The 19,955-nt window shown below is 44.5% G+C and carries 20 protein-coding genes and 1 riboswitch; of the genes, 6 read left to right on the forward strand and 14 right to left on the reverse strand.

From position 1 onward, the window contains the following. Positions 1–30 precede the first annotated feature (30 nt). Both FD973_RS10590 and FD973_RS10595 read right to left on the reverse strand, forming a co-directional pair. Positions 31–426, reverse strand: coding sequence for a dihydroneopterin aldolase (locus FD973_RS10590; protein WP_215323589.1), 396 nt, complete (start codon positions 424–426; stop codon positions 31–33). A 22-nt stretch (positions 427–448) separates the two neighbouring features. Next, the gene (locus tag FD973_RS10595; protein WP_215323590.1) at positions 449–1,267 is read right to left on the reverse strand and encodes an SDR family oxidoreductase; all 819 of its coding nucleotides are present in this window, start codon (positions 1,265–1,267) and stop codon (positions 449–451) included. Positions 1,268–1,292: 25 nt separating this feature from the next. Here FD973_RS10595 and FD973_RS10600 point away from each other — a divergent pair, with 25 nt between their 5' ends. Beyond that, entirely contained in the window at positions 1,293–2,480 is a 1,188-nt protein-coding gene (locus FD973_RS10600) for a class I SAM-dependent methyltransferase (protein ID WP_215323591.1), read from the forward strand. Positions 2,481–2,496: 16 nt separating this feature from the next. Here FD973_RS10600 and FD973_RS10605 read toward each other — a convergent pair whose 3' ends face one another. The 3 genes from FD973_RS10605 to FD973_RS10615 are packed head-to-tail and all read right to left on the reverse strand — an operon-like array spanning position 2,497 to position 6,519. Further along, the gene (locus FD973_RS10605; RefSeq protein ID WP_215323592.1) at positions 2,497–3,621 is read right to left on the reverse strand and encodes a polynucleotide adenylyltransferase; all 1,125 of its coding nucleotides are present in this window, start codon (positions 3,619–3,621) and stop codon (positions 2,497–2,499) included. Further along, the gene (locus FD973_RS10610; RefSeq protein ID WP_215323593.1) at positions 3,621–4,529 is read right to left on the reverse strand and encodes a complex I NDUFA9 subunit family protein; all 909 of its coding nucleotides are present in this window, start codon (positions 4,527–4,529) and stop codon (positions 3,621–3,623) included. The genes FD973_RS10605 and FD973_RS10610 overlap by 1 nt, the downstream gene beginning before the upstream one ends. Before the next feature lie 31 nt (positions 4,530–4,560). After that, positions 4,561–6,519 carry a lytic transglycosylase domain-containing protein gene (locus tag FD973_RS10615; protein ID WP_215323594.1) on the reverse strand — a complete coding sequence of 653 codons (1,959 nt, stop codon included), beginning with the start codon at positions 6,517–6,519 and terminating at the stop codon, positions 4,561–4,563. A gap of 83 nt (positions 6,520–6,602) precedes the next feature. Here FD973_RS10615 and FD973_RS10620 point away from each other — a divergent pair, with 83 nt between their 5' ends. Then, positions 6,603–7,229, forward strand: coding sequence for a 5-formyltetrahydrofolate cyclo-ligase (locus tag FD973_RS10620; protein WP_215323595.1), 627 nt, complete (start codon positions 6,603–6,605; stop codon positions 7,227–7,229). On the opposite strand, the gene metF is transcribed toward FD973_RS10620, so the two are convergent. From metF to metK, 3 genes are all read right to left on the reverse strand, one after another. Further along, the gene (gene metF / locus FD973_RS10625; RefSeq protein WP_215323596.1) at positions 7,218–8,048 is read right to left on the reverse strand and encodes a methylenetetrahydrofolate reductase [NAD(P)H]; all 831 of its coding nucleotides are present in this window, start codon (positions 8,046–8,048) and stop codon (positions 7,218–7,220) included. The two genes, FD973_RS10620 and metF, sit on opposite strands and share 12 nt — an antisense overlap. 33 nt (positions 8,049–8,081) lie before the next feature. Continuing rightward, positions 8,082–9,527, reverse strand: coding sequence for an adenosylhomocysteinase (gene ahcY, locus FD973_RS10630; protein ID WP_215324792.1), 1,446 nt, complete (start codon positions 9,525–9,527; stop codon positions 8,082–8,084). A 61-nt stretch (positions 9,528–9,588) separates the two neighbouring features. Further along, a riboswitch (S-adenosyl-L-homocysteine riboswitch) is annotated at positions 9,589–9,701 on the reverse strand. A gap of 84 nt (positions 9,702–9,785) precedes the next feature. After that, complete coding sequence (gene metK, locus FD973_RS10635; RefSeq protein WP_215323597.1) at positions 9,786–10,952, reverse strand: methionine adenosyltransferase; 1,167 nt, start codon at positions 10,950–10,952, stop codon at positions 9,786–9,788. A 202-nt stretch (positions 10,953–11,154) separates the two neighbouring features. Here metK and FD973_RS10640 point away from each other — a divergent pair, with 202 nt between their 5' ends. The 3 genes from FD973_RS10640 to dapF are packed head-to-tail and all read left to right on the forward strand — an operon-like array spanning position 11,155 to position 13,844. After that, positions 11,155–12,015, forward strand: a complete 861-nt coding sequence (locus FD973_RS10640) for a lysophospholipid acyltransferase family protein (RefSeq protein ID WP_215323598.1) — start codon at positions 11,155–11,157, stop codon at positions 12,013–12,015. A 15-nt stretch (positions 12,016–12,030) separates the two neighbouring features. Next, complete coding sequence (locus tag FD973_RS10645; RefSeq protein WP_215323599.1) at positions 12,031–12,930, forward strand: lipid A biosynthesis acyltransferase; 900 nt, start codon at positions 12,031–12,033, stop codon at positions 12,928–12,930. 59 nt (positions 12,931–12,989) lie between these two features. Next, the gene (gene dapF, locus FD973_RS10650) at positions 12,990–13,844 is read left to right on the forward strand and encodes a diaminopimelate epimerase (protein ID WP_215324793.1); all 855 of its coding nucleotides are present in this window, start codon (positions 12,990–12,992) and stop codon (positions 13,842–13,844) included. Positions 13,845–13,856: 12 nt separating this feature from the next. Here dapF and pyrE read toward each other — a convergent pair whose 3' ends face one another. Continuing rightward, positions 13,857–14,525: an orotate phosphoribosyltransferase gene (gene pyrE, locus FD973_RS10655; protein ID WP_215323600.1), complete on the reverse strand. Its 669-nt coding sequence runs from the start codon at positions 14,523–14,525 to the stop codon at positions 13,857–13,859. 8 nt (positions 14,526–14,533) lie between these two features. Between pyrE and FD973_RS10660 the strand changes: the two genes are divergently transcribed. Beyond that, positions 14,534–15,316: an exodeoxyribonuclease III gene (locus tag FD973_RS10660; RefSeq protein ID WP_215323601.1), complete on the forward strand. Its 783-nt coding sequence runs from the start codon at positions 14,534–14,536 to the stop codon at positions 15,314–15,316. A gap of 17 nt (positions 15,317–15,333) precedes the next feature. Here FD973_RS10660 and FD973_RS10665 read toward each other — a convergent pair whose 3' ends face one another. Genes FD973_RS10665 through argB form a run of 5 tightly spaced genes read right to left on the reverse strand, consistent with a single transcriptional unit; the run spans position 15,334 to position 19,947 of the window. After that, positions 15,334–16,665, reverse strand: coding sequence for an MFS transporter (locus tag FD973_RS10665; protein WP_371816862.1), 1,332 nt, complete (start codon positions 16,663–16,665; stop codon positions 15,334–15,336). Next, positions 16,658–17,251 carry a methionine biosynthesis protein MetW gene (metW, locus tag FD973_RS10670; RefSeq protein ID WP_215323602.1) on the reverse strand — a complete coding sequence of 198 codons (594 nt, stop codon included), beginning with the start codon at positions 17,249–17,251 and terminating at the stop codon, positions 16,658–16,660. The genes FD973_RS10665 and metW overlap by 8 nt, the downstream gene beginning before the upstream one ends. Next, positions 17,248–18,387, reverse strand: a complete 1,140-nt coding sequence (locus tag FD973_RS10675) for a homoserine O-acetyltransferase (RefSeq protein WP_215323603.1) — start codon at positions 18,385–18,387, stop codon at positions 17,248–17,250. Before FD973_RS10675 ends, metW begins: the two co-directional genes overlap by 4 nt. Beyond that, complete coding sequence (gene slmA / locus FD973_RS10680) at positions 18,384–19,034, reverse strand: nucleoid occlusion factor SlmA (RefSeq protein ID WP_215323604.1); 651 nt, start codon at positions 19,032–19,034, stop codon at positions 18,384–18,386. The genes FD973_RS10675 and slmA overlap by 4 nt, the downstream gene beginning before the upstream one ends. A 10-nt stretch (positions 19,035–19,044) precedes the next feature. Then, on the reverse strand, positions 19,045–19,947 hold the full coding sequence (gene argB, locus FD973_RS10685; protein ID WP_215324795.1) for an acetylglutamate kinase: 903 nt from the start codon (positions 19,945–19,947) through the stop codon (positions 19,045–19,047). Between the last annotated feature and the right edge of the window lie 8 nt (positions 19,948–19,955).

A 19,955-nucleotide genomic window follows, 5' to 3' on the forward strand; every position in this document is an offset into this window, starting at 1 on the left:
AACAATTGTGTTCTTTTAAATTTTTATATCTCAAGAATTTTTGATACGAAACACCTCAACACCAACCGAGTGACAGTCAGGGTATACATCTGGCTTAGCAGTACTAACGCGTGCGGCTAATACTTTGGGATGGGAAAGCATTGCACTAACGATGTCATCACAAAATGTTTCTTGTAAATGGATATGACCCTTAGAAGCCCTATCTTTAATGGTTTCACGCATGAAGTCATAATCTACCACTTCATCAAGCTGATCATGTGTGGGCGTATTCATAGCCAATGGAATATATAAATCCACATTCAAAATGACGCGTTGCTCTGCTTTTTTCTCAAAATCATGAACACCAATATTGATAAAAATTTCATAGTCACGTAAAAATAAACGACGACAGTCAATGAGTGCTGGGTGAGAAAGAATGGCATGCATGAATGTTTGCTTTTTTAGGTTGCTAATTAGTTTTGAACATGACATCACGTGTTGATGGCAATAAATGCTGTCCACCATCAACATATAAAGTAGTTCCAGTAATTGCACTAGACTCCGCCAAAAAGACCGCGGCTTTTGCTACGTCTTCGGGAGTTGATGATTTTCCTAGTGGCGTCATTTGATGAGCTTTCGAAAAACCTTCGCTTGTTTGGTTGCCTGATGGCAATGAAATTCCAGGCGCTAAACCGACCACTCGGAGATGGGGCGCAAAATCCATGGCCAACAACTCAACAGACGTCAAAAGAGCCGCCTTGGATAATGTGTAAGAAAGGTAATCTGGATTGAGATTAACCAACTTTTGATCCAATAACTGAATCACAGATGGCACAGAGGAGAATGTCACTGCGTTATCTGGTTTGCTTTTTTGATACTCAAACATCAGTTGGGATAACAGAATTGGCGCGGTCAAATTAACTTGCATATGATCTTGCAAACTTTTTCCAGTCAATGGAATGCTTGAATTACTTCGGTCATATTCAAATATAGATGCGCTATTGACGAGACACTCTAAATGAGGAAAAGCTTCGCTAACTGCCTTAAAAAGGCTATTGGTTTGTATTTCGTCAGATAAATCTGCCTGAAAAGCCTCAGCCTTGACCCCTAGCCCCTGAATTTCCTCAACCGTTTTAGCGGCTTCTTGAGCTGATCGCCCATAATGAACGGCAACATCCCAGCCCTGTCGGGCAAACTGCAAAGCAATTTCTCGACCAAGGCGTTTAGCTGCACCAGTCACCAAAACTGCTTTTGGTTGCTGGGATGGATGTTTTGAACTCGGGTTCAATTAAATTCTCTTAGACTAGCGAGCTATGGATATTACCTTGACCAGCCTTGAAATGGAGCATAGTGAGCTTCTAAGGGCCAAAATAGCCTCTCAGATAGCCCTCCAAGGGGGTTGGCTCCCCTTTTCCCGCTTTATGGAGATGGCGCTGTACGAGCCAGGCATGGGGTACTACAGTGCAGGGGCACATAAGCTAGGAGCTGGCGGTGATTTCACCACTGCACCTGAATTAAGCCCCTTATTTGGCGCCGCTATTTGCTCAACCCTGTTGCCAGTACTTGAAGGACTTAAAGAAAAGGGTTTGCCCGCACAAATCCTTGAGTTTGGCGCTGGTACTGGAAAGTTAGCTACATCCATCCTGACTCGATTGCATGACCTAGGCTTTAGCTTGGACCAGTACGACATTATTGAAATTTCACCAGACTTAGCGCAAAGACAACAGGAAAGGCTTCTTTCAACAGTCCAGCAACTAGAGTTGGACACAAAATGCAATTGGCTTACTCAATTACCTCTAGATTTTAAAGGGGTCATTTTGGCCAATGAAGTAATTGATGCCATTCCCTGTGACGCCATTATTTATCAAGACGGATTTTGGTATTGGTACGGTGTTGCATTGCATGAAGAAAAATTTATCTGGAAAGTAGGTTTACCTGTTGAACAAAAATTACTTCCCGAGAGTCTTCTTGTTGGCAATTTCTCTGAGGGATATGTCACCGAACTTCACACCCCAGCAAACTCATGGATGCAACAAGTAGCTAGGCATTTAGATATCGGCCTGTTTCTTACGTTTGACTATGGCTTTCCCGAAAGCGAGTATTACCATCCACAAAGACTTGAGGGTACCTTGATGGCTCATCACCGTCATCATGCAATTCAGGATCCGTTTTATCTTCCAGGACTTTGTGACCTAACAACACACGTTGATTGGTCTCAAATTGCTCGTAGTGCTTTAGCTGAAAAAGTTGATGATGTTTTTCTCACCAACCAAGCTGCTTACTTACTTGATGCAGGCATAGGTGATATTGCTTTAGAAATTGGTGACCCTAGCGATCCGGAAACCTTTCTGCCTATCTCTAATTCATTGCAAAAATTGCTATCTGAAGCAGAGATGGGTGAGCTCTTTAAAGCATTTGCCTTTTCCAAAAACTTAAAGAGCTTACTTCCAGGTCATACACTTGAGGATCTACCTGGTCTACGCGGCAGGAATAGACTGTAGATTGACTCACTAATACTTAAAGGGCTGCGGTGATTGCAGCCAATCTAGCAGACTCAAATGCGCTACCAATACGCTCACCATTAGAGCGATCCTCCGCAGCAACACTAGCAATAATCTCTGCTGTATTCAGAGTTTGCGCATTGCGCATTGCATTGATCAATGGCGAAACATTTAGCCCCAACTTTTCTGCAAGAGTTAAAAGTGCCTGGGAACGATCAGGCTTTCGCCAAACATCTGCTCGATTAAACCAAGCCAGCACATCGACTGCATCGTACGCTCGATTAGCAAATTTATTTGTCAACAATCTCAGTTCGCTAAATATTTCGCTAAAGTCTCTGATATCGATAGGCATACGAACACAATCTGCCCATGATCGAATTTCACCAGCAGATAAGTCCATCAAGGTAATTGCACAACGTTCTTCTAAGCTATTACCGGCTAATGCAAAATGCGTGATGAGTTCTTCACGAAATGGCTCTTCAGATAACTTAGCAGTCAAAGTAGAGGGTAGTATTGTTTTGGCAGCGCCAGTATTCAATAAAACCTGAAATAAATGCATAGGCTTAACTGCAACCAAACCTCTAGCCAGCTCCTGCCAAATACGCTCTGCAGATATAGCGTTTAACTCCCCTGACTGAACAATATCTTTTAAGGCGGCAAGCGTTTCATCGGCCACACTAAAGTCCGGAAAGCGAGCAGCAAAACGAGCAATACGCAGAAGTCGTAATGGATCTTCTGCGAATGCATCAGATACATGCCGAAAGATTTTGGCGGCCAAATCTTCCTGTCCGTTATATGGGTCAATAATTGGGCCAATCATTTTTCCGTCAGCACCAATCTCTTGCGCCATTGCATTAATCGTTAAATCACGGCGCTCTAAATCCTGCTCCAAAGTAACCGAAGGATCCGTATAAAAATGAAACCCTTTATAGCCTTTGCCAGTCTTTCGCTCAGTACGAGCAAGCGCATATTCAGCTTGCGTATCTGGATGCAAAAAAACGGGGAAATCTTTTCCTACTGGGCGATAGCCCTTAGACACCATCTCTTCTATGCTTGAGCCCACAACAACATAATCAATGTCATGCACTGGTAAACCCATCAGGGCATCCCGAATGGCTCCACCTACAGCATAGATTTTCATTACCGCATGCTCTCTAAGTTACGACGACTCACTTTGAATACCTCTGCAAGCGCATCGACTCCATTCGCCGGCAATGTATTAGGCAATTGCATAGAAGCAATATTGTCGCGAGACATTAAAGTTGGTCCTGGTAAGAACTCAAAAGCCAAGGCCTGGATATATCCAATAAACGCAGGTACGGGAATAATGGCACAGTTTGTTTTTGCTTTACGAGCCGCAAATTCAACAATTTCTTTCATGGTGTAAACCATTGGACCGACTAAATCGTATGATCGATGAATAGTTTGTGGCATCGATATCGATTTCACAAACGCAGTTGCAACATCATCAACGCTGACTGGCTGAAACTGAGCTTGATAGTTTGCCAAAGGCATTGCCGGGAACATCTTGGTTAATTTAGAAAATAAATTAATAAATTGATCTTGCGCACCAAATATGACTGATGGTCTGAAGATTGTCCAATCTAAATTGCTTGCTTTTACTACGACCTCGCCATCCCCCTTGCTACGTTGATACATAGATGGCCCATGAGAATCCGCACCTAATGCACTCATATGCAAGTAGCGTTTTAAACCATGCAATTGCATTGCTGTAATAATATTTTTTGGTAAATCAACATGAGCTGCTTTAAATATTTTTCCGTAAGGCTGAGCGGGCTTGTCGTGAAGCACGCCCACCAAATTAATAACTACTCCATTTGGCTTAATTCGACTACATAAATTTTGTAGTTCATTAAACTCATGAATATCAACTTCTTCGATATGTACTTTAGGCAACATACGTAACTCTCGCGCAGCTGCCAAGTGACTCGTTGGGATCAAGACAGAATATCCAGCAAGCTGAAGTTGCGCAGCAATGACGCGCCCTACAAATCCATTGCCGCCGATCAGAAGAATGTCATATTTCATGAAAAGCTTTCTTTATATAACGATGGATAATTTAAGGTAGCTCAGACTGTGTTGCAGCCTTTGGAGTAATTACGCCTAAGCGTTGCTTTAGAGATTGGGTTTGACCATTCATAACAGAAGCATAGTAATTGGCGTTTGAAAGAACATTCTTTACATAGACACGAGTTTCGGTAAATGGAATAGTCTCAGCAAAGATTGCGCCTTCAGTTGGACCAGTTAGCTTTTCACGCCAGGCTTTAGATCTAGAGGGTCCAGCGTTATAGGCTGCGGAAGCCAATACCCAAGATCCATCTAAATCTATGAGGACCATATTTAAATAATTACTTCCCAATGTCAGGTTGGTATTGGTATCACTCAATTTGTCATTGGTGTAATTTGTCATTCCAATCTTCTTAGCTACATACTTCGCGGTATTTGGCATCACTTGCATTAGGCCTGAGGCGCCCACAGAAGATGCGGCATTCATAATGAAGCGTGACTCTTGTCGAATCAAACCATAAGCCCAAGCAAGATTCAAATCAATTTGTCTTGCAATGGGTGATAGCTCATCTTTATAGGGAGTTGGATAGCGCAAGCTAAAGTCATGCTCTTGTTTCGTACGGTCTGCAGTATTCACTACACGGTCATACAAGTTAATACGCTTTGCATACTCTGCTGCTGCCAATAATTGCCTGTCGGTCATATTGCGCAATTCCCAATTCCACTCTCTGTTACCTTCAAAGCGAAGATTCATGGCATACAAACGCTCCCCGCGAATAAAGCCTTTCCGACTTGCCATCGCATCAATCTCTTGCTCAGTCACTTTAGTTTTTGCGGGAGCGTGATTCGACTTACCCAATTCCTCACGCGCAAGCTGGCCATAAAAGTTGTACTGATCTGCAATAAGTTCAAAACTTTCTTTGGCTTTCGCATCTTGACCTTCAGCCTTTAATGCGCGCCCATACCAGTATGTCCAGGCTGGATCCTTAGTGCGAACGGCGGAGTTCATGCCATCAATCGCATTTTTTACTAAGGCCCAATCTTTAGCGCGCAAACCTGCTCGCACCTTCCACTCTTGCGACTCAACCGAAAGTAATTCGTTATATCCAAGCTCTTGCTGCAGGCGATATACATCATCCGCATTGGGATCCAATTTCTTTGCTAGAAATTGTCCAATTACGCCCCATGCGACAGCTTGATTTTCTTTGCTGTAACGCGTGGCAATTTGAGAAAAATCACGATAAGCTTTTGCTGGATCTGCTTTAGCGGCTTTGACAATCTCTGCAATTGGATCATCACCCCCTAAACGACGCGCCATAGTGTCATACCCTTTTTCACTGGCTGCACGACCAATTGCCTTGGCTTCGCTAGGAGACATTCCTCCAGCAGCAACGAGAGCGGGGACCAGCTCTTGGCATGCCTGCCCGAAATAACTTGGGTCTAATAAAACAGCGCGCGAATCAATTGCTAGTTTTGTTGGGTTTTCACCCTGGGATAACTTTGATAACAAGGAGTAGCACTTTACCTGCGTATCGTCATCCAATACAAATTTGGCGTACTCAGCATCAAAGCGTGCCCAGTCTTTGCGTTTACCCAAAACCAAGAGCCAGTCATTGCGCATACGGTCTGCCAAGGCGGTGCCTTGATATTGGTTTAAAAATGCAACAACTTGTGCATCAGCACTGTAATCCCCGCGAGCACCACCTGCACTATCAAACAATTGGGGCTTGATACGAAAGTAAGCCACATAATCATCAAAAGGATAATTCGTTAAATTAGAAGAGATTTGCTGAGTACGAAAAACGTCATTCTTTTTGGCTGCCTCACGCAAATCTATAAACATCCGGTCGGTATCCGTAATTTCTTCGGGGCCAACCTTGCTTTCATAAGATTTAGGCAGGCTTGGCTTTTTCAACTTGTCTGCAAAAGCATGGGATGCGCAGAGTACTAAGCCCAAAATCAGAATCTTGGCCCATTGATGGTATTTGCTACTAGCTGATACAGACTTCATTATTGCGATCCAAACCTATCTTTATTTGTAAGACTAATGCCTTAGAGCATTTGGTTACTATATTCTTTAATTTTCGCCTGATAATGAACGATATGCACGGTAATTCGCTAAAAACTCTTCGTCAAAATTTACTAAAACAGCGAACTGCGTTTGCCGCTGAACAAAATTACGCAGAAATTCAGGCCAGCCTAATCGATCACTTAAATCAGCTATTGTCAGATCAAGGCAACTCTTGGCAATCTATTGCGCTTTATTGGCCAATCCAAGATGAAATCGATCTTCGCTCTACCTTGCTAGCTTGGGCCAAAAAACAACCTGGCCGGACTCTTGCGCTCCCATTTGCCCGCCCAGATAAACATCTTGATTTTTATCAATGGCGTCAAGGTGATCCATTACTTGCAAGTAAACACGGAATTCTAGAGCCCGACCCTAGAAATGTAGAAAGACCGCCCATCAATCCAGACTGCATTTTCATCCCTTGCGTAGGTTGGTCTAGTTCGGTAATAAATGGACAAAGTCATTACTGGAGACTTGGATATGGTGGCGGCTACTTTGATCGCACTCTAGCTGAGCTCAAAAAGATCAATTCCAATCTAGTCTGCATTGGCATTGGTTTTGATTGGCAGCAGCTTAATGATGCTCAATGGGCGGCGCAGACCCATGACGAGCCCTTAAACATGCTCCTAACGGAGTCTGGCTTACTTCGTTAAATCTAAGTTATCAGCAATTGCTAAAACAGCATCTGCTTGATTCAGCGAGTAGAAGTGAATTCCAGGCGCTCCGGCAGTTAGCAGCTGATCGCACAAATCAGTCACAACCTCTTCACCAAATGCGCGAATAGATGCGATATCGTCGCCATAGGATTGAAGACGCAAACGAATCCAACGTGGAATCTCCGCACCACACGCGTCTGAAAACCTTAATAACTGACTACTGTTAGTAATCGGCATAATGCCAGCAATGATGGGCTGAGTAACACCGAGATCATAAGCCTCATCCACAAAGCGGAAATAAGCATCGCTGTTATAGAAATACTGTGTGACAGCAGAGTTAGCACCTGCCTTCATTTTTTGCACAAAGAAATCAACATCACTTGCAGGTGACTTCGCCTGAGGATGCGTCTCTGGATATGCCGCTACATCAATATGAAACCAGTCACCCGTTTCCGCCCGAATAAATTCAACCAATTCATTGGCATGGTGAAACTCGCCATATTGACCCATTCCAGAAGGTAGGTCGCCACGCAAAGCCACGATTCGCTTCACACCCAAAGCTTGATATTGTTTGAGCATCTCACGAACACTTTCACGTGAGCTGCCAACACAAGATAAGTGGGGAGCAACAGCCGCACCAGCAGCATGAATGTCACTCACCACCTTTAATGTGCCCGACTGAGTAGATCCACCGGCACCAAAGGTCACGGAATAAAAAGTTGGCTTGAGTGTTTCAGAAAAACGCTCACGCACAAGATGCAACTTACTCTCACCTTCAGGTGTTTTTGGAGGAAAGAATTCGACGCTTAATTCCATGATTTTGGGCCTAGAGATCTATTGATGTTTGGATTAATAACGATAGTGGTCAGCTTTGTAAGGGCCTTCCTTGGTTACGCCAATATATGCAGCCTGTTGATCGGTCAATTCAGTCAACTGCGCATTGAGCTTCTTCAACTGTAAGCGAGCCACCTTTTCGTCCAAATGCTTAGGCAACGTATAAACACCGATTGGATATTTATTTGTGCCTACTGCATTCCATAATTCGATTTGAGCGATTACTTGATTTGCAAATGAAGAGCTCATCACATAAGAAGGGTGTCCTGTACCGCAACCTAGATTAACTAGGCGCCCTTTAGCCAAAATGATGAGGCGCTTCTCAGGCATACCGTTTGCGGCCGGGAAAATCACATGATCAACTTGTGGCTTGATCTCTTCCCACTTGTACTTTTCAATACCCGCCACGTCAATTTCATTATCGAAGTGACCAATATTACAAACGATGGCTTGATCTTTCATCTTGGCCATATGGTCATGAGTAATGACATGGTAGTTACCTGTTGCAGAAACGAAGATATCCGCTTTATCAGCAGCGTAATCCATTGTTACAACACGGTAGCCTTCCATTGCAGCTTGTAAGGCACAGATGGGATCTACTTCGGTTACCCAAACTTGAGCAGATAAAGCACGCAATGCTTGGGCTGAACCTTTGCCCACATCGCCATATCCACAAACAACCGCAACCTTGCCAGCCACCATTACGTCGGTAGCGCGCTTGATTGCGTCAACCAAAGACTCACGGCAGCCATAGAGATTATCAAACTTACTCTTAGTTACAGAGTCGTTTACATTGATTGCAGGAAACTTCAAGTCACCTTTTGCAAACATTTGATACAAGCGATGTACCCCTGTAGTTGTTTCTTCGGTGACGCCTTTTACTTTTTCTAAACGTGTTGAGTACCAAGTTGGATCTTGCGCTAATTTTTTCTTAATTGCAGCAAATAAAATAGTTTCTTCTTCGCTGGTTGGATGATTCAAGCATGCTTGATCTTTTTCAGCACGAGCCCCAAGATGCAACAACAAAGTAGCATCACCACCATCATCCAAAATCATATTGGTGTATCCACCATCAGCCCATTCAAAAATGCGGTGAGTAAAGTCCCAGTATTGCTCAAGAGTCTCTCCCTTGATTGCAAATACAGGAGTGCCGTTAGCTGCGATTGCAGCAGCTGCATGATCTTGTGTGGAGAAAATATTGCATGATGCCCATTGAACTTCCGCACCAAGTGCCTCAAGGGTCTCAATCAATACTGCTGTTTGAATGGTCATATGCAATGAACCAGTAATACGTGCACCACGCAATGGCTGCTGTGCAGCAAATTCATCACGAATAGCAATCAAGCCAGGCATCTCAGTTTCAGCAATGGCGATTTCTTTTCGGCCAAAATCAGCCAAGGTAATGTCTGCAATTGCGCAACGAGTTGCAACAAAATTATTTAAATCAGAAACGGTATTCATTAATGCTCCAGCTAAATACGATCCAATGCTGGAGTAGAAACTCGCTAGCCATTGAATCATGGGTTAGCGAGCGCAGTTGCAATTAGCAAACTCCGGGGGTAGCCTCAGAATCCACTCCCTTCAAGCCTGGGGAAGTGCTGGGTCTCAGCAATCCTTGCAACGCTCCTTGAAGGTATGCCGTAATTGTAAACAATTACGGCATATTTCGCCTTAATACAAATACAAACTGCTTTTTACGCCATTAAATGCGCTTTACGCTTATAGGCCTGCTGCTGCACGTAATGCAGCTGCTTTATCCGTTTGCTCCCATGTGAATTCTGGCTCCTCACGACCAAAGTGGCCGTAAGCAGCAGTCTTCTTATAAATAGGACGCAAGAGATTAAGCATCTTCACAATACCTTTTGGACGCAAATCAAAGTGCTCAGAAACTAATTGAGCAATCTTCTCATCAGAAATCTTGCCTGTGCCAAATGTGCTCACCATCACTGAAGTTGGTTTAGCAACACCAATTGCATAGGAAATCTGAATTAGGCACTTGCTCGCTAAACCAGCTGCAACTACGTTCTTCGCAACATAGCGTCCTGCATAGGCTGCTGAACGGTCAACCTTAGATGGATCTTTACCAGAGAAAGCCCCGCCTCCGTGAGGAGCGGCACCGCCATAGGTATCAACAATAATTTTGCGACCAGTTAAACCACAATCACCCTGTGGGCCGCCAATCACAAACCGACCTGTTGGATTAACTAAGAAGTTAATTGCACCTTTAATCAAATGTTTTGGCAATACTGGTTTAATAATTTCTTCGATGACTGCTTCACGCAATTTTTCGAGAGAGATATCTTCATCGTGCTGAGTAGACAAGACTACTGTATCGATAGAGTCAGGCTTACCATCCACATAACGCAAGGTTACTTGTGACTTGGCATCTGGACGCAACCAATTTAAACGACCGTCGCGACGCAGTTGTGATTGACGTTCTACCAAACGATGCGACAAATGGATCGGTAACGGCATGAGCTCGGTAGTTTCATCACATGCGTAACCAAACATAAGGCCTTGGTCACCAGCACCCTGATCTAACCCATCATCATGTGCCTTATCAACGCCTTGAGCAATATCAGGACTTTGCTTGTCGTAAGCAACTAGTACTGCGCAACCTTTGTAGTCAATGCCATATGCAGTGTTGTCATAACCAATTTCACGCAGCGTATTACGAGCCACTTGAATGTAATCGACGTTAGCGTTAGTAGTAATTTCACCAGCTAAAACGACGAGTCCAGTGTTGCACAATGTTTCAGCTGCGACACGTGCAGTTGGATCTTGAGCCAAGATGGCATCAAGAATTGAATCGGAGATCTGGTCTGCTACTTTATCGGGGTGACCTTCAGAAACAGATTCTGAGGTAAAGAAGTAATCATTTGCCATTGCATATTCCTTTAAAAATTAACACGATCATGGGACAACTCGACGTGCCAGGAACTACAACGGCGACGCTTTAGCAGAATTTATGAATCGCCCTGCAAGTTGCCTTAACTCAGCGATGCAGTGATTCTATCCGAAAAGTAGTCAATTCAGCAAGGCAAGGCAAAATCCACACATCAAGAGCGGCATTGAATATCATTAAGGGGTGCGAAAACTCCTACTCAAGCTCAGCCTTAATACAATTGCCGTGCTTCCCCTTGCCTTTATGCAACTAATAGGGGCATCTTTGGGTCTTTTGGCATACGTTGGCTCCAAACACTATCGCTCTCTTTTCCGACCCCAATATGAAGCTGTAGTCAGTGCCCGTAAGCTACCACTAAAGCTTTGGGAGGCTGCGAGGGCCTCTGGAATGCTGTTTTCAGATAGCTTATGGATTTGGCGAAACCCTGTAAAAGCACTAAAGCTAGTTGAAGTGCAAAACTGGGATGTCGTTGAAGCTGCAATTGGTGAAGGGCACGGCCTAGTCATGCTCACACCTCACCTTGGTGGCTTTGAAATTATCCCCCGCGTATTAGCACAACATTTTCCTGCAACGATTCTCTATCGCCCTTCTCGCCAAGAATGGCTGAATGAGGTTGTTGAAGAAGGTCGCGCCTATCCCAATATGCATTTCGTTCCGACTAATCTGAATGGTGTGCGTCAAATGACTCGGGCGCTAACACGAGGTGAAGCGATAGGCATTCTGCCGGATCAAGTACCCAGTGGAGGCGAAGGCGTATGGGTACCATTTTTTGGACGCCCTGCCTACACCACTCCATTACCAGCTCGACTTGCAAACCGCAACAACACGCCGGTCATTATGTTTACCGCCAAACGCAAAGGCATTGGTAAGGGTTGGGTAATGCAAGCAACTCGCCTTGCTCCTTTTTCCGAGGATGCTGAGCGTGCAGCCACAGAACTAAATATCGCCATTGAAAATGCAGTTCTTCAAGCGCCAGAACAATTCATCTGGTCATATAACCGTTACAAGCATCCTGCTGGCGCCGAATTACCCCCAAGCAACTAGCTATAAAATTTTGCAATGACCCGGCTACAGAACCTTTTTAACTTTTTGGCGCTTAGTCTCTTACGCCTGTTTGCTTTTTTGCCATACTCCATCACAGTCCATGTTGGATACGGCCTGGGTTGGCTTGCAGCGCACATTCCGAATAGTCGTCGCAATGTGGTTAAAACAAATCTGCGCTTATGTTTTCCCAATCTCAGCGAAAAAGAAATTGATGACCTAGCAATTGAGCACTGGAAACTTTTTGGACGCAGCGTAGTTGAACGTAGCAGAGTTTGGCTCGGAACGAGCGATCAAATTTTGTCTTTTGTGCATCTTGAGTCAAAAGTTCCCTTAGGAGATCTAAAACCGCGCATCCTAGTTAATCCGCACTTTGTTGGACTGGAGGGAGGATTTATGGCGCTCTCAGCTCTTGGAATGAAAAATGGCTGGCCCTGCGGAGCCGGTCTTTATCAAAAAATGAAGAACCCATTTTTTAATCAAAAAATGGTTGAGTGGCGCGATCGTTTTGGAGCTAAATCGATTGAAAGACAGAGCCGACTAAGAGACCTCATTAGAGAAACACGAGCTGGCAACTTTGTGGTGATTGCACCAGACATCGATCTAGGTCCACGAGACTCTATTTTTGTGCCCTTTTTTAACATTCCAACAAGTACGGTAACTTCAGTATCTCGCCTAGCAAAGCTCAGTGGTGCGGAAGTATGTCTGATGACGACTTTTTTAAATGAGAATAAATCAGGATATACATGCACAATTGGAACTCCGCTCAAGGACTTTCCAAGCGATGATCCTGATAAAGACACAGCTCGCCTCAATCAATACATTGAAGAGCTTGTTCGTGAAAGACCAGCGGAGTACTATTGGGTGCATAAGCGCTTCAAACATCGGCCGCCTGGCGAACCCAGCCTTTACGATTAAACGGAAATATTTTGAGCATCAACCCTAACAAGCAGGCAAGAAAATTACGCTTCACCAAAATGCATGGTGCAGGCAATGATTTCATCGTGCTCAATGGTATAGATCAAGATCTTAGTGACATTACACGCGAGCAGTGGCAAGCATTGGCGCATCGCCAATTTGGTATTGGTGCCGATCAAATTCTGTTAGTTGAAAAAGCCACCCGCTCAGACGCTGATTTCCGGTATCGTATTTTTAATGCGGATGGTGGCGAAGTAGAGCAATGTGGCAATGGCTCACGCTGCTTTGTCCGCTTTGTGTTGGACCATGGTTTATCCGATAAAAATCCGCTTCGTGTGGAAGTGGCTCACACTGTCCTCACACTCAAATCCCATCCCGATGGTCAGGTTGAAGTAGATATGGGTGCGCCTATTTTTGAACACAGTCATATTCCATTTAATGCAAATGGGCTAGCGAGCGTTCAAGAATTTCAGGAAACGCTTTACGCACTACCATTAAATTTTCCCGCCATGCACGACAGCTTAGTTGGCGTTCTTTCCATGGGAAATCCACATGCTGTTCAAGTGGTTGGTGATATTGATAGCGCACCTGTTCTACAAGAGGGCGCCGAGATTGAAAAATTTTCAGCCTTCCCAAAAAGGGTCAATGCGGGCTATATGCAAATCATCAATCGAAATGAGATCAAATTACGGGTCTATGAGCGCGGTGCTGGCGAAACTTTAGCCTGCGGAACTGGAGCTTGCGCAGCAGTAGTTTCTGGCATCCGTAGAGGTTTATTGGATTCACCAGTAAAAGTGCATACGCGTGGCGGTGACTTACAAATAGCATGGGGTGGAATCATTAACGACACCACTCAGTCCGTAATCATGACCGGCCCAGCAGTTACCGTCTTTGAAGGTGAAACAGAAATCTAAGAACAATTGCGCTTAGATGCCGTATTTTTCACGATAGGCTTTTACCGCTGGCAAATAATTTGTCAGTTGAGCATCACTCGATGCAGTCAAGAAAGCCATTAAGCCTGCAAGATTGGCAATCGAAATTACTGGCAAACCAAACTCCTGCTCTACTGCTTGAACAGCCGATTTGTCACCAATCTCCACTGCATTACCAGAGCGCTCCATGCGATCTAATGCAATCAAGACTGCGGCTGGCTCACCTCCAGCACCACGAATCAGATCGACTGACTCCCTCACAGATGTGCCAGCAGATATAACATCATCCACAATTACAACCCTACCCTTCACTGGCGCACCGACCAATACGCCGCCCTCGCCATGATCCTTAGCTTCTTTACGGTTGTAAGCATAAGGAACATTAATACCATCATCTGCCAATGCAATTGCCGTAGCCGCAGCTAAAGCAATTCCTTTATACGCAGGCCCATACAGCATGTCGAATTGTATTTTGGAATCTTGTAAGGCCTTTGCATAGGAGCGTCCCAATGCACTTAAACGAGCGCCATCGTTAAATTCACCTGCATTAAAAAAATAAGGTGAGAGTCTTCCTGCTTTAGTTTTAAACTCCCCGAAGGACAAAACCTTTGCCTCCAAGGCAAAACGAATAAAGTTATCTTGATTTGAATTATTTGAGCTCATAGGTCTACATGTTACGCATCATTTCAGCGAATCTCAATGGTATCCGCTCCGCGATAAAAAAAGGCTTTCTGCCTTGGGCCATCAAACAAAGGGCTGACTTCATCTGCATGCAAGAGCTCAAAGCTCAACGCGATGACTTAGAGGATGCCATTCTCAATCCAGACGGTATGCATGGCTTTTTTCACCATGCCGAAAAAAAAGGCTATAGCGGCTGCGGCATTTACACCCCCCACACGCCCGATGAAGTCTTGTACGGCTATGGCAATGAAGAGTTTGATGCTGAGGGACGTTATGTAGAGGCACGCTTTAAAGGCCTATCTGTTATTTCTGTTTACATGCCCTCAGGCTCAAGCTCACCCGAACGTCAAGAAGCTAAATATCGATATTTAGATAGCTTTTTACCTCATCTAATTTCCCTCAAAAACTCCGGCCGAGAAATCGTGCTTTGCGGAGACGTCAATATCGCCCATCAAGAAATTGATCTGAAGAACTGGAAAGGCAATCTCAAAAACTCAGGCTTCTTGCCCGAAGAGCGTGCATGGCTTACCAATCTGTTTAGCAACATTGGTTATGTGGATGTTTATCGCAAGCTAGAACCCGAAGCAACTGAATCTTGCTACACCTGGTGGAGCAATCGCGGACAAGCCTATGTTAAGAATGTGGGTTGGCGCATTGACTATCACATCACCACACCTGGTATTGCCGCGAGCGCTAAAAAAACAGCTGTATATAAAGATGAAAAGTTCTCAGACCACGCGCCACTTACGGTTGACTATGACTGGAAAATTTAAGCTGCAAAAATTGAGGCTTACTCACCCTCTTTCTTGATCTGAACGAGCTTGAAATGAATTGTTGTCCAGATTAAAAGCAACACTGGTGCGCCGATAATGGCGGTGCCATAAAAGAAAGCTTGGTATCCATAGTGATCCACGAATACGCCTGAGAAGCCCGCTAACCATTTAGGCAGAAGCAACATCATCGAACTAAATAAGGCGTACTGAGTTGCAGAATAACGAATATTGGTTAGCGCAGATAAGAAAGCAATAAATGCTGCGCTAGCAATGCCCGAACTAAGATTGTCCGCAGATATGACCCAAATTAAGCCGTGTAGGTCATGTCCTCTTGTGGCCAACCAAGCAAAGAGTAAATTACTCACCGCCGAGAGTATTGCGCCCACAAGCAAAATTCTTAAGACACCAAAACGAAGAGTGAGTACACCGCCAACAAATGCGCCTGCCAAAGTCATCACGACACCAAATACTTTGCTGACTGCCGCTACTTCATCCTTGGTATACCCCATATCTACATAAAAAGGATTTGCCATGATGCCCATGACAACATCACTAATTCGATAGACGGCAATTAAAGACAAAATCAAAATAGCATGCCAGCGATAACGGCCAATAAATTCTGCGAAAGGCTCAATCAATGTTTGATAAAGCCATGCTTTAGCTGTGCGAACTTTTGCTAACTCATACTGAGCAGGCTCTTTGCTTAATAGAGTTGTCATTACGCCTACACCAATAGATGCGGCCATACAAAGGTATGCAAATTGCCACGCAGCAGGATCATAACCAATGCTTGTTTCTGCTCTAGCTGCAAGCCAGAGCACACCAGCGCCAGCCCAAATTAATGCGAGTCGATAACCTGTTTGATAAGTGGCCGCCAAGGCTGCTTGATGATCGCTATTAGCTGACTCAATTCGAAAAGCATCAAGGGCAATATCTTGGGTTGCTGAACCGAATGCAACCAATAGAGCACACCAAACAATGGAATCGAGCGAAAGCTTAGGATCCAAAGTCGACATCAAGACCAAGCCCGTGATGATAAGAGCTTGCGCAAAGAGTAGCCAACTACGGCGTCGACCAAATAATTTTGTTAGAAACGGAATTTGTAAACGATCAACCAGGGGTGCCCATACCCATTTGAATGCATAAATCAAGCCAACCCAGGTTAAGTAACCAATCGTACTGCGATCAATGCCTGCTTCACGCAACCAAAAACTGAGGGTTCCAAGAATCAAAAGCAAAGGAAGGCCAGCAGAAAAACCCAAGAACAACATACGCAAACAAGGCCATTCGAGATAAACACGAAAGTCTTTGAGCCATGACTGCACTACATTGAGTAGTTTGTTAGGCACGACGAATGCGGAATAAAGCGAGACTACCAAATAGGTTTGGCATCATAGTAACTTGACGACCTTCATGCAGAATGCATTGATCGAGCACCTTAAGGCCAAGGTTTGAAGCCAACCTTTCAAAGTCGGCAACAGTCAGGACGCGCACATTAGGAGTGTTGTACCACTGGTAGGGCAAGCTCTTGGAAACTGGCATGTGACCCAACCCTACAGCGAGGCGATGTGACCAATGCCCAAAGTTTGGAAAAGAAATAACAGACTCTTTACCTACGCGCACTACTTCACGCAATATCTTTTCAGTTTGATGAATGGTTTGGAGTGTCTGCGACAACACAACGGTATCAAAACTATTGTCTTCAAACAATGCTAGACCACCTTCTAAGTCTTGCTGGATAACGTTCAAGCCTTTTTGCACGCAGGCAAGAACTCGGGAATCATCAATCTCAACCCCATATGAATGGACTGGTTTTTGTTTCTGCAAAAATTCCAAGAAGCTGCCATCGCCACAACCAAGGTCAAGTACTTGGCTATTAGGCGCAATCCAATTTGCTATGGCGGAAAAATCCGCGCGCATATTTAGGATGCTCATGATTGCACCTCAAGCATTTGCTTAAAGTAAGCGCGAACGAGATTATGGTACCGCGCATCGTCTAATAAGAACGCATCGTGGCCATGCGGTGCATCAATCTCCGCATAAGTGACCTCACTCTTGTTGCTAAGCAATGACTGAACAATCTCACGACTACGATCTGGAGGGAAACGCCAATCAGTCGAAAAACTCACCACCAAAAATTTAGCCTGTACCTCTGCTAAAGCCCGATTTAAACTTCCATCATAACGACGCGCTGGATCAAAATAATCTAAAGCACGCGTAATTAACAGATAAGTATTAGCATCGAAGTACGTTGAAAATTTATCGCCTTGATGACGTAAATAGCTCTCAACCTCAAACTCAACATCAAAGCTAAAACGATAGTCATTAGATTCGCCATTTGGACGTTGCAATTCACGTCCAAATTTCTCGGCCATGTCATCGTCAGACAAATAGGTAATATGGCCGACCATTCGAGCCAAACGCAAACCACGCTTAGGCACCACACCATATTCGTAATAGTTTCCGCCATGAAAATCAGGGTCGGACAAAATGGCATTTCGTGCCACTTCATTAAAAGCAATATTTTGCGCGCTCAATCTTGGTGTAGAAGCTACTACTACACAATGCTCTATGCGCTTGGGAAACTGAATTGCCCAAGCCATTGCCTGCATGCCGCCCAAACTACCACCCATCACAGCTGCAAATTTACGAATCCCTAGTTTGTCAGCCAAGCGAGCCTGAGTATTTACCCAGTCTTCGACAGTAACTACTGGGAAGTCTGCCCCATAAGGTTTGCCAGTGGCAGGATTAATGCTCATTGGCCCGGTAGAACCAAAACACGAACCTAAATTATTTACGCCGATAACGAAGAAATGATTAGTATCTACCGGCTTACCAGGACCAATCATGTTGTCCCACCAACCTAGATCTTCAGGATCTTCTGGGCTTGGGCCTGCTACATGATGAGAAGCATTGAGTGCGTGACAAACTAGCACCGCATTACTTTTATCAGCATTCAGTTTGCCGTAAGTTTCAATAACTAAATCGTAACCAGCTAACATGGCGCCACTCTGCAAAGGCAGGGGCTCGGCAAAATGAATGGTATTTCTAGAGAGGTTTAACTCGCTCATTCTGACAGGAGAAGTCGCAAACTAACATCGGAAGCTTCAGTAGGCAGCTTTTTAAACCCACTTCGAGCAAAGCGATGCCAACGACCCAATATAAAACTCATCAACATGGCGGCGCGAATACTCACCTCTTCTTGTCCTAACTGCCCCCAGTTACCGCCTTGGGTTTGAGCAATTCGTAATGCCTGTTTAAGAGAAGCCTCAACTCGGTCCAACACTTGTGTAATACGCTCTTGCAAACGATCGTCTTCTTGCAATAAAGCATCGCCCAATAAAACACGTGTCATGCCAGGATTTTTTTCAGCAAAGAAAAGCAGCATTTGCAAAATCCCGCGCGCTTGAGCAAGACCAGATTCTTCCTTTTGATTGATTTGATTGATCAATCCAAAAACAGTTTGCTCAATAAAAGAAATCAGACCTTCAAACATCTGCGCCTTACTGGCAAAATGGCGATACAAAGCGGCTTCTGAAACCTGAATCTTTGCTGCTAAAGCAGCCGTAGTCACGCGCTCACCTTTAGGGTTTTGCAGCATTTCAGCAAGCACCTGCAGTATCTGCAGACGACGTTCGCCTGGGCGTGGACGCTTGCGCGCTTTACCAGCGTCAGCGCTGCTGTCGTTGATGTCTGCTGGATCTAGGGAGTCGCGCATCGTGATTTACTTATCTAGAGCGGATCATCGTACCGAATGCTTGCTCGGTCAAAATTTCTAGCAATAGTGAATGCTCAATACGACCATCAATGATATGGACTGAATTCACTCCACTCTTAGCAGCATCTAGCGCGGAAGAAATCTTTGGCAACATGCCGCCTGAAATAGTGCCATCAGCAAATAACTCATCAATTTCTCGAGCGGTTAAATCAGTTAATAGTGTGCCATTTTTATCCATTACACCAGGAATATTAGTCATCATGACTAATTTCTCTGCATGCAGAATTTCAGCCATCTTGCCTGCAACTAGATCAGCATTGATGTTAAAGGCTTGACCTTCTTCGCTAAATCCGATTGGGGAAATTACAGGAATAAATGCATCATCCTGCAAGGCTTTTACAACCGCAGGGTTAATAGCCTCAATCTCACCAACAAAACCTAGATCAATCATTCCGCCAGCTTGCTTTTCATCGGCAACTAACATTTTTTTGGCGCGGATAAGTCCACCATCTTTACCTGTTAAACCAACTGCTTGGCCGCCAAAGTGGTTTATTAACATCACGATATCTTGTTGCACTTCACCACCAAGAACCCACTCCACCACTTCCATCGTTTCTTCGTCAGTGACACGCATACCCTGAATGAAGGTACCTGTCTTGCCAATTTTCTTGAGAGCTTCATCAATTTGTGGTCCGCCACCATGAACCACCACAGGATTCATACCGACCAATTTCAACAAAATAACGTCGCGCGCGAAACTCTCCTTAAGACGCTCTTCAACCATAGCGTTGCCGCCATACTTAATCACAATTGTTTTGCCGTGATATGAGCGAATATAAGGCAATGCTTCCGCCAAGATCTCCGCCTTCAACAAAGGAGGAATATCACTAATAGTTGGTAAATTCTTAGTCATCACTGCAT

The sequence above is a fragment of the Polynucleobacter sp. MWH-Braz-FAM2G genome (genome assembly GCF_018687635.1).
Taxonomy (GTDB): domain Bacteria; phylum Pseudomonadota; class Gammaproteobacteria; order Burkholderiales; family Burkholderiaceae; genus Polynucleobacter.

Bases quoted from the DNA above. Each gene is read 5' to 3' on its own strand.
- FD973_RS10660 (WP_215323601.1), top strand. From the start codon at position 14,534: ATGTTACGCATCATTTCAGCGAATCTCAATGGTATCCGCTCCGCGATA.
- argB (WP_215324795.1), bottom strand. From the start codon at position 19,947: ATGACTAAGAATTTACCAACTATTAGTGATATTCCTCCTTTGTTGAAG.
- FD973_RS10605 (WP_215323592.1), bottom strand. From the start codon at position 3,621: ATGAAAATCTATGCTGTAGGTGGAGCCATTCGGGATGCCCTGATGGGT.
- slmA (WP_215323604.1), bottom strand. From the start codon at position 19,034: ATGCGCGACTCCCTAGATCCAGCAGACATCAACGACAGCAGCGCTGAC.
- metF (WP_215323596.1), bottom strand. From the start codon at position 8,048: ATGGAATTAAGCGTCGAATTCTTTCCTCCAAAAACACCTGAAGGTGAG.
- FD973_RS10590 (WP_215323589.1), bottom strand. From the start codon at position 426: ATGCATGCCATTCTTTCTCACCCAGCACTCATTGACTGTCGTCGTTTA.
- FD973_RS10600 (WP_215323591.1), top strand. From the start codon at position 1,293: ATGGATATTACCTTGACCAGCCTTGAAATGGAGCATAGTGAGCTTCTA.
- FD973_RS10620 (WP_215323595.1), top strand. From the start codon at position 6,603: ATGAACGATATGCACGGTAATTCGCTAAAAACTCTTCGTCAAAATTTA.
- FD973_RS10615 (WP_215323594.1), bottom strand. From the start codon at position 6,519: ATGAAGTCTGTATCAGCTAGTAGCAAATACCATCAATGGGCCAAGATT.
- metW (WP_215323602.1), bottom strand. From the start codon at position 17,251: ATGAGCATCCTAAATATGCGCGCGGATTTTTCCGCCATAGCAAATTGG.
- dapF (WP_215324793.1), top strand. From the start codon at position 12,990: ATGCATGGTGCAGGCAATGATTTCATCGTGCTCAATGGTATAGATCAA.
- FD973_RS10675 (WP_215323603.1), bottom strand. From the start codon at position 18,387: ATGAGCGAGTTAAACCTCTCTAGAAATACCATTCATTTTGCCGAGCCC.
- FD973_RS10610 (WP_215323593.1), bottom strand. From the start codon at position 4,529: ATGAAATATGACATTCTTCTGATCGGCGGCAATGGATTTGTAGGGCGC.
- pyrE (WP_215323600.1), bottom strand. From the start codon at position 14,525: ATGAGCTCAAATAATTCAAATCAAGATAACTTTATTCGTTTTGCCTTG.
- FD973_RS10645 (WP_215323599.1), top strand. From the start codon at position 12,031: ATGACCCGGCTACAGAACCTTTTTAACTTTTTGGCGCTTAGTCTCTTA.
- ahcY (WP_215324792.1), bottom strand. From the start codon at position 9,527: ATGAATACCGTTTCTGATTTAAATAATTTTGTTGCAACTCGTTGCGCA.
- metK (WP_215323597.1), bottom strand. From the start codon at position 10,952: ATGGCAAATGATTACTTCTTTACCTCAGAATCTGTTTCTGAAGGTCAC.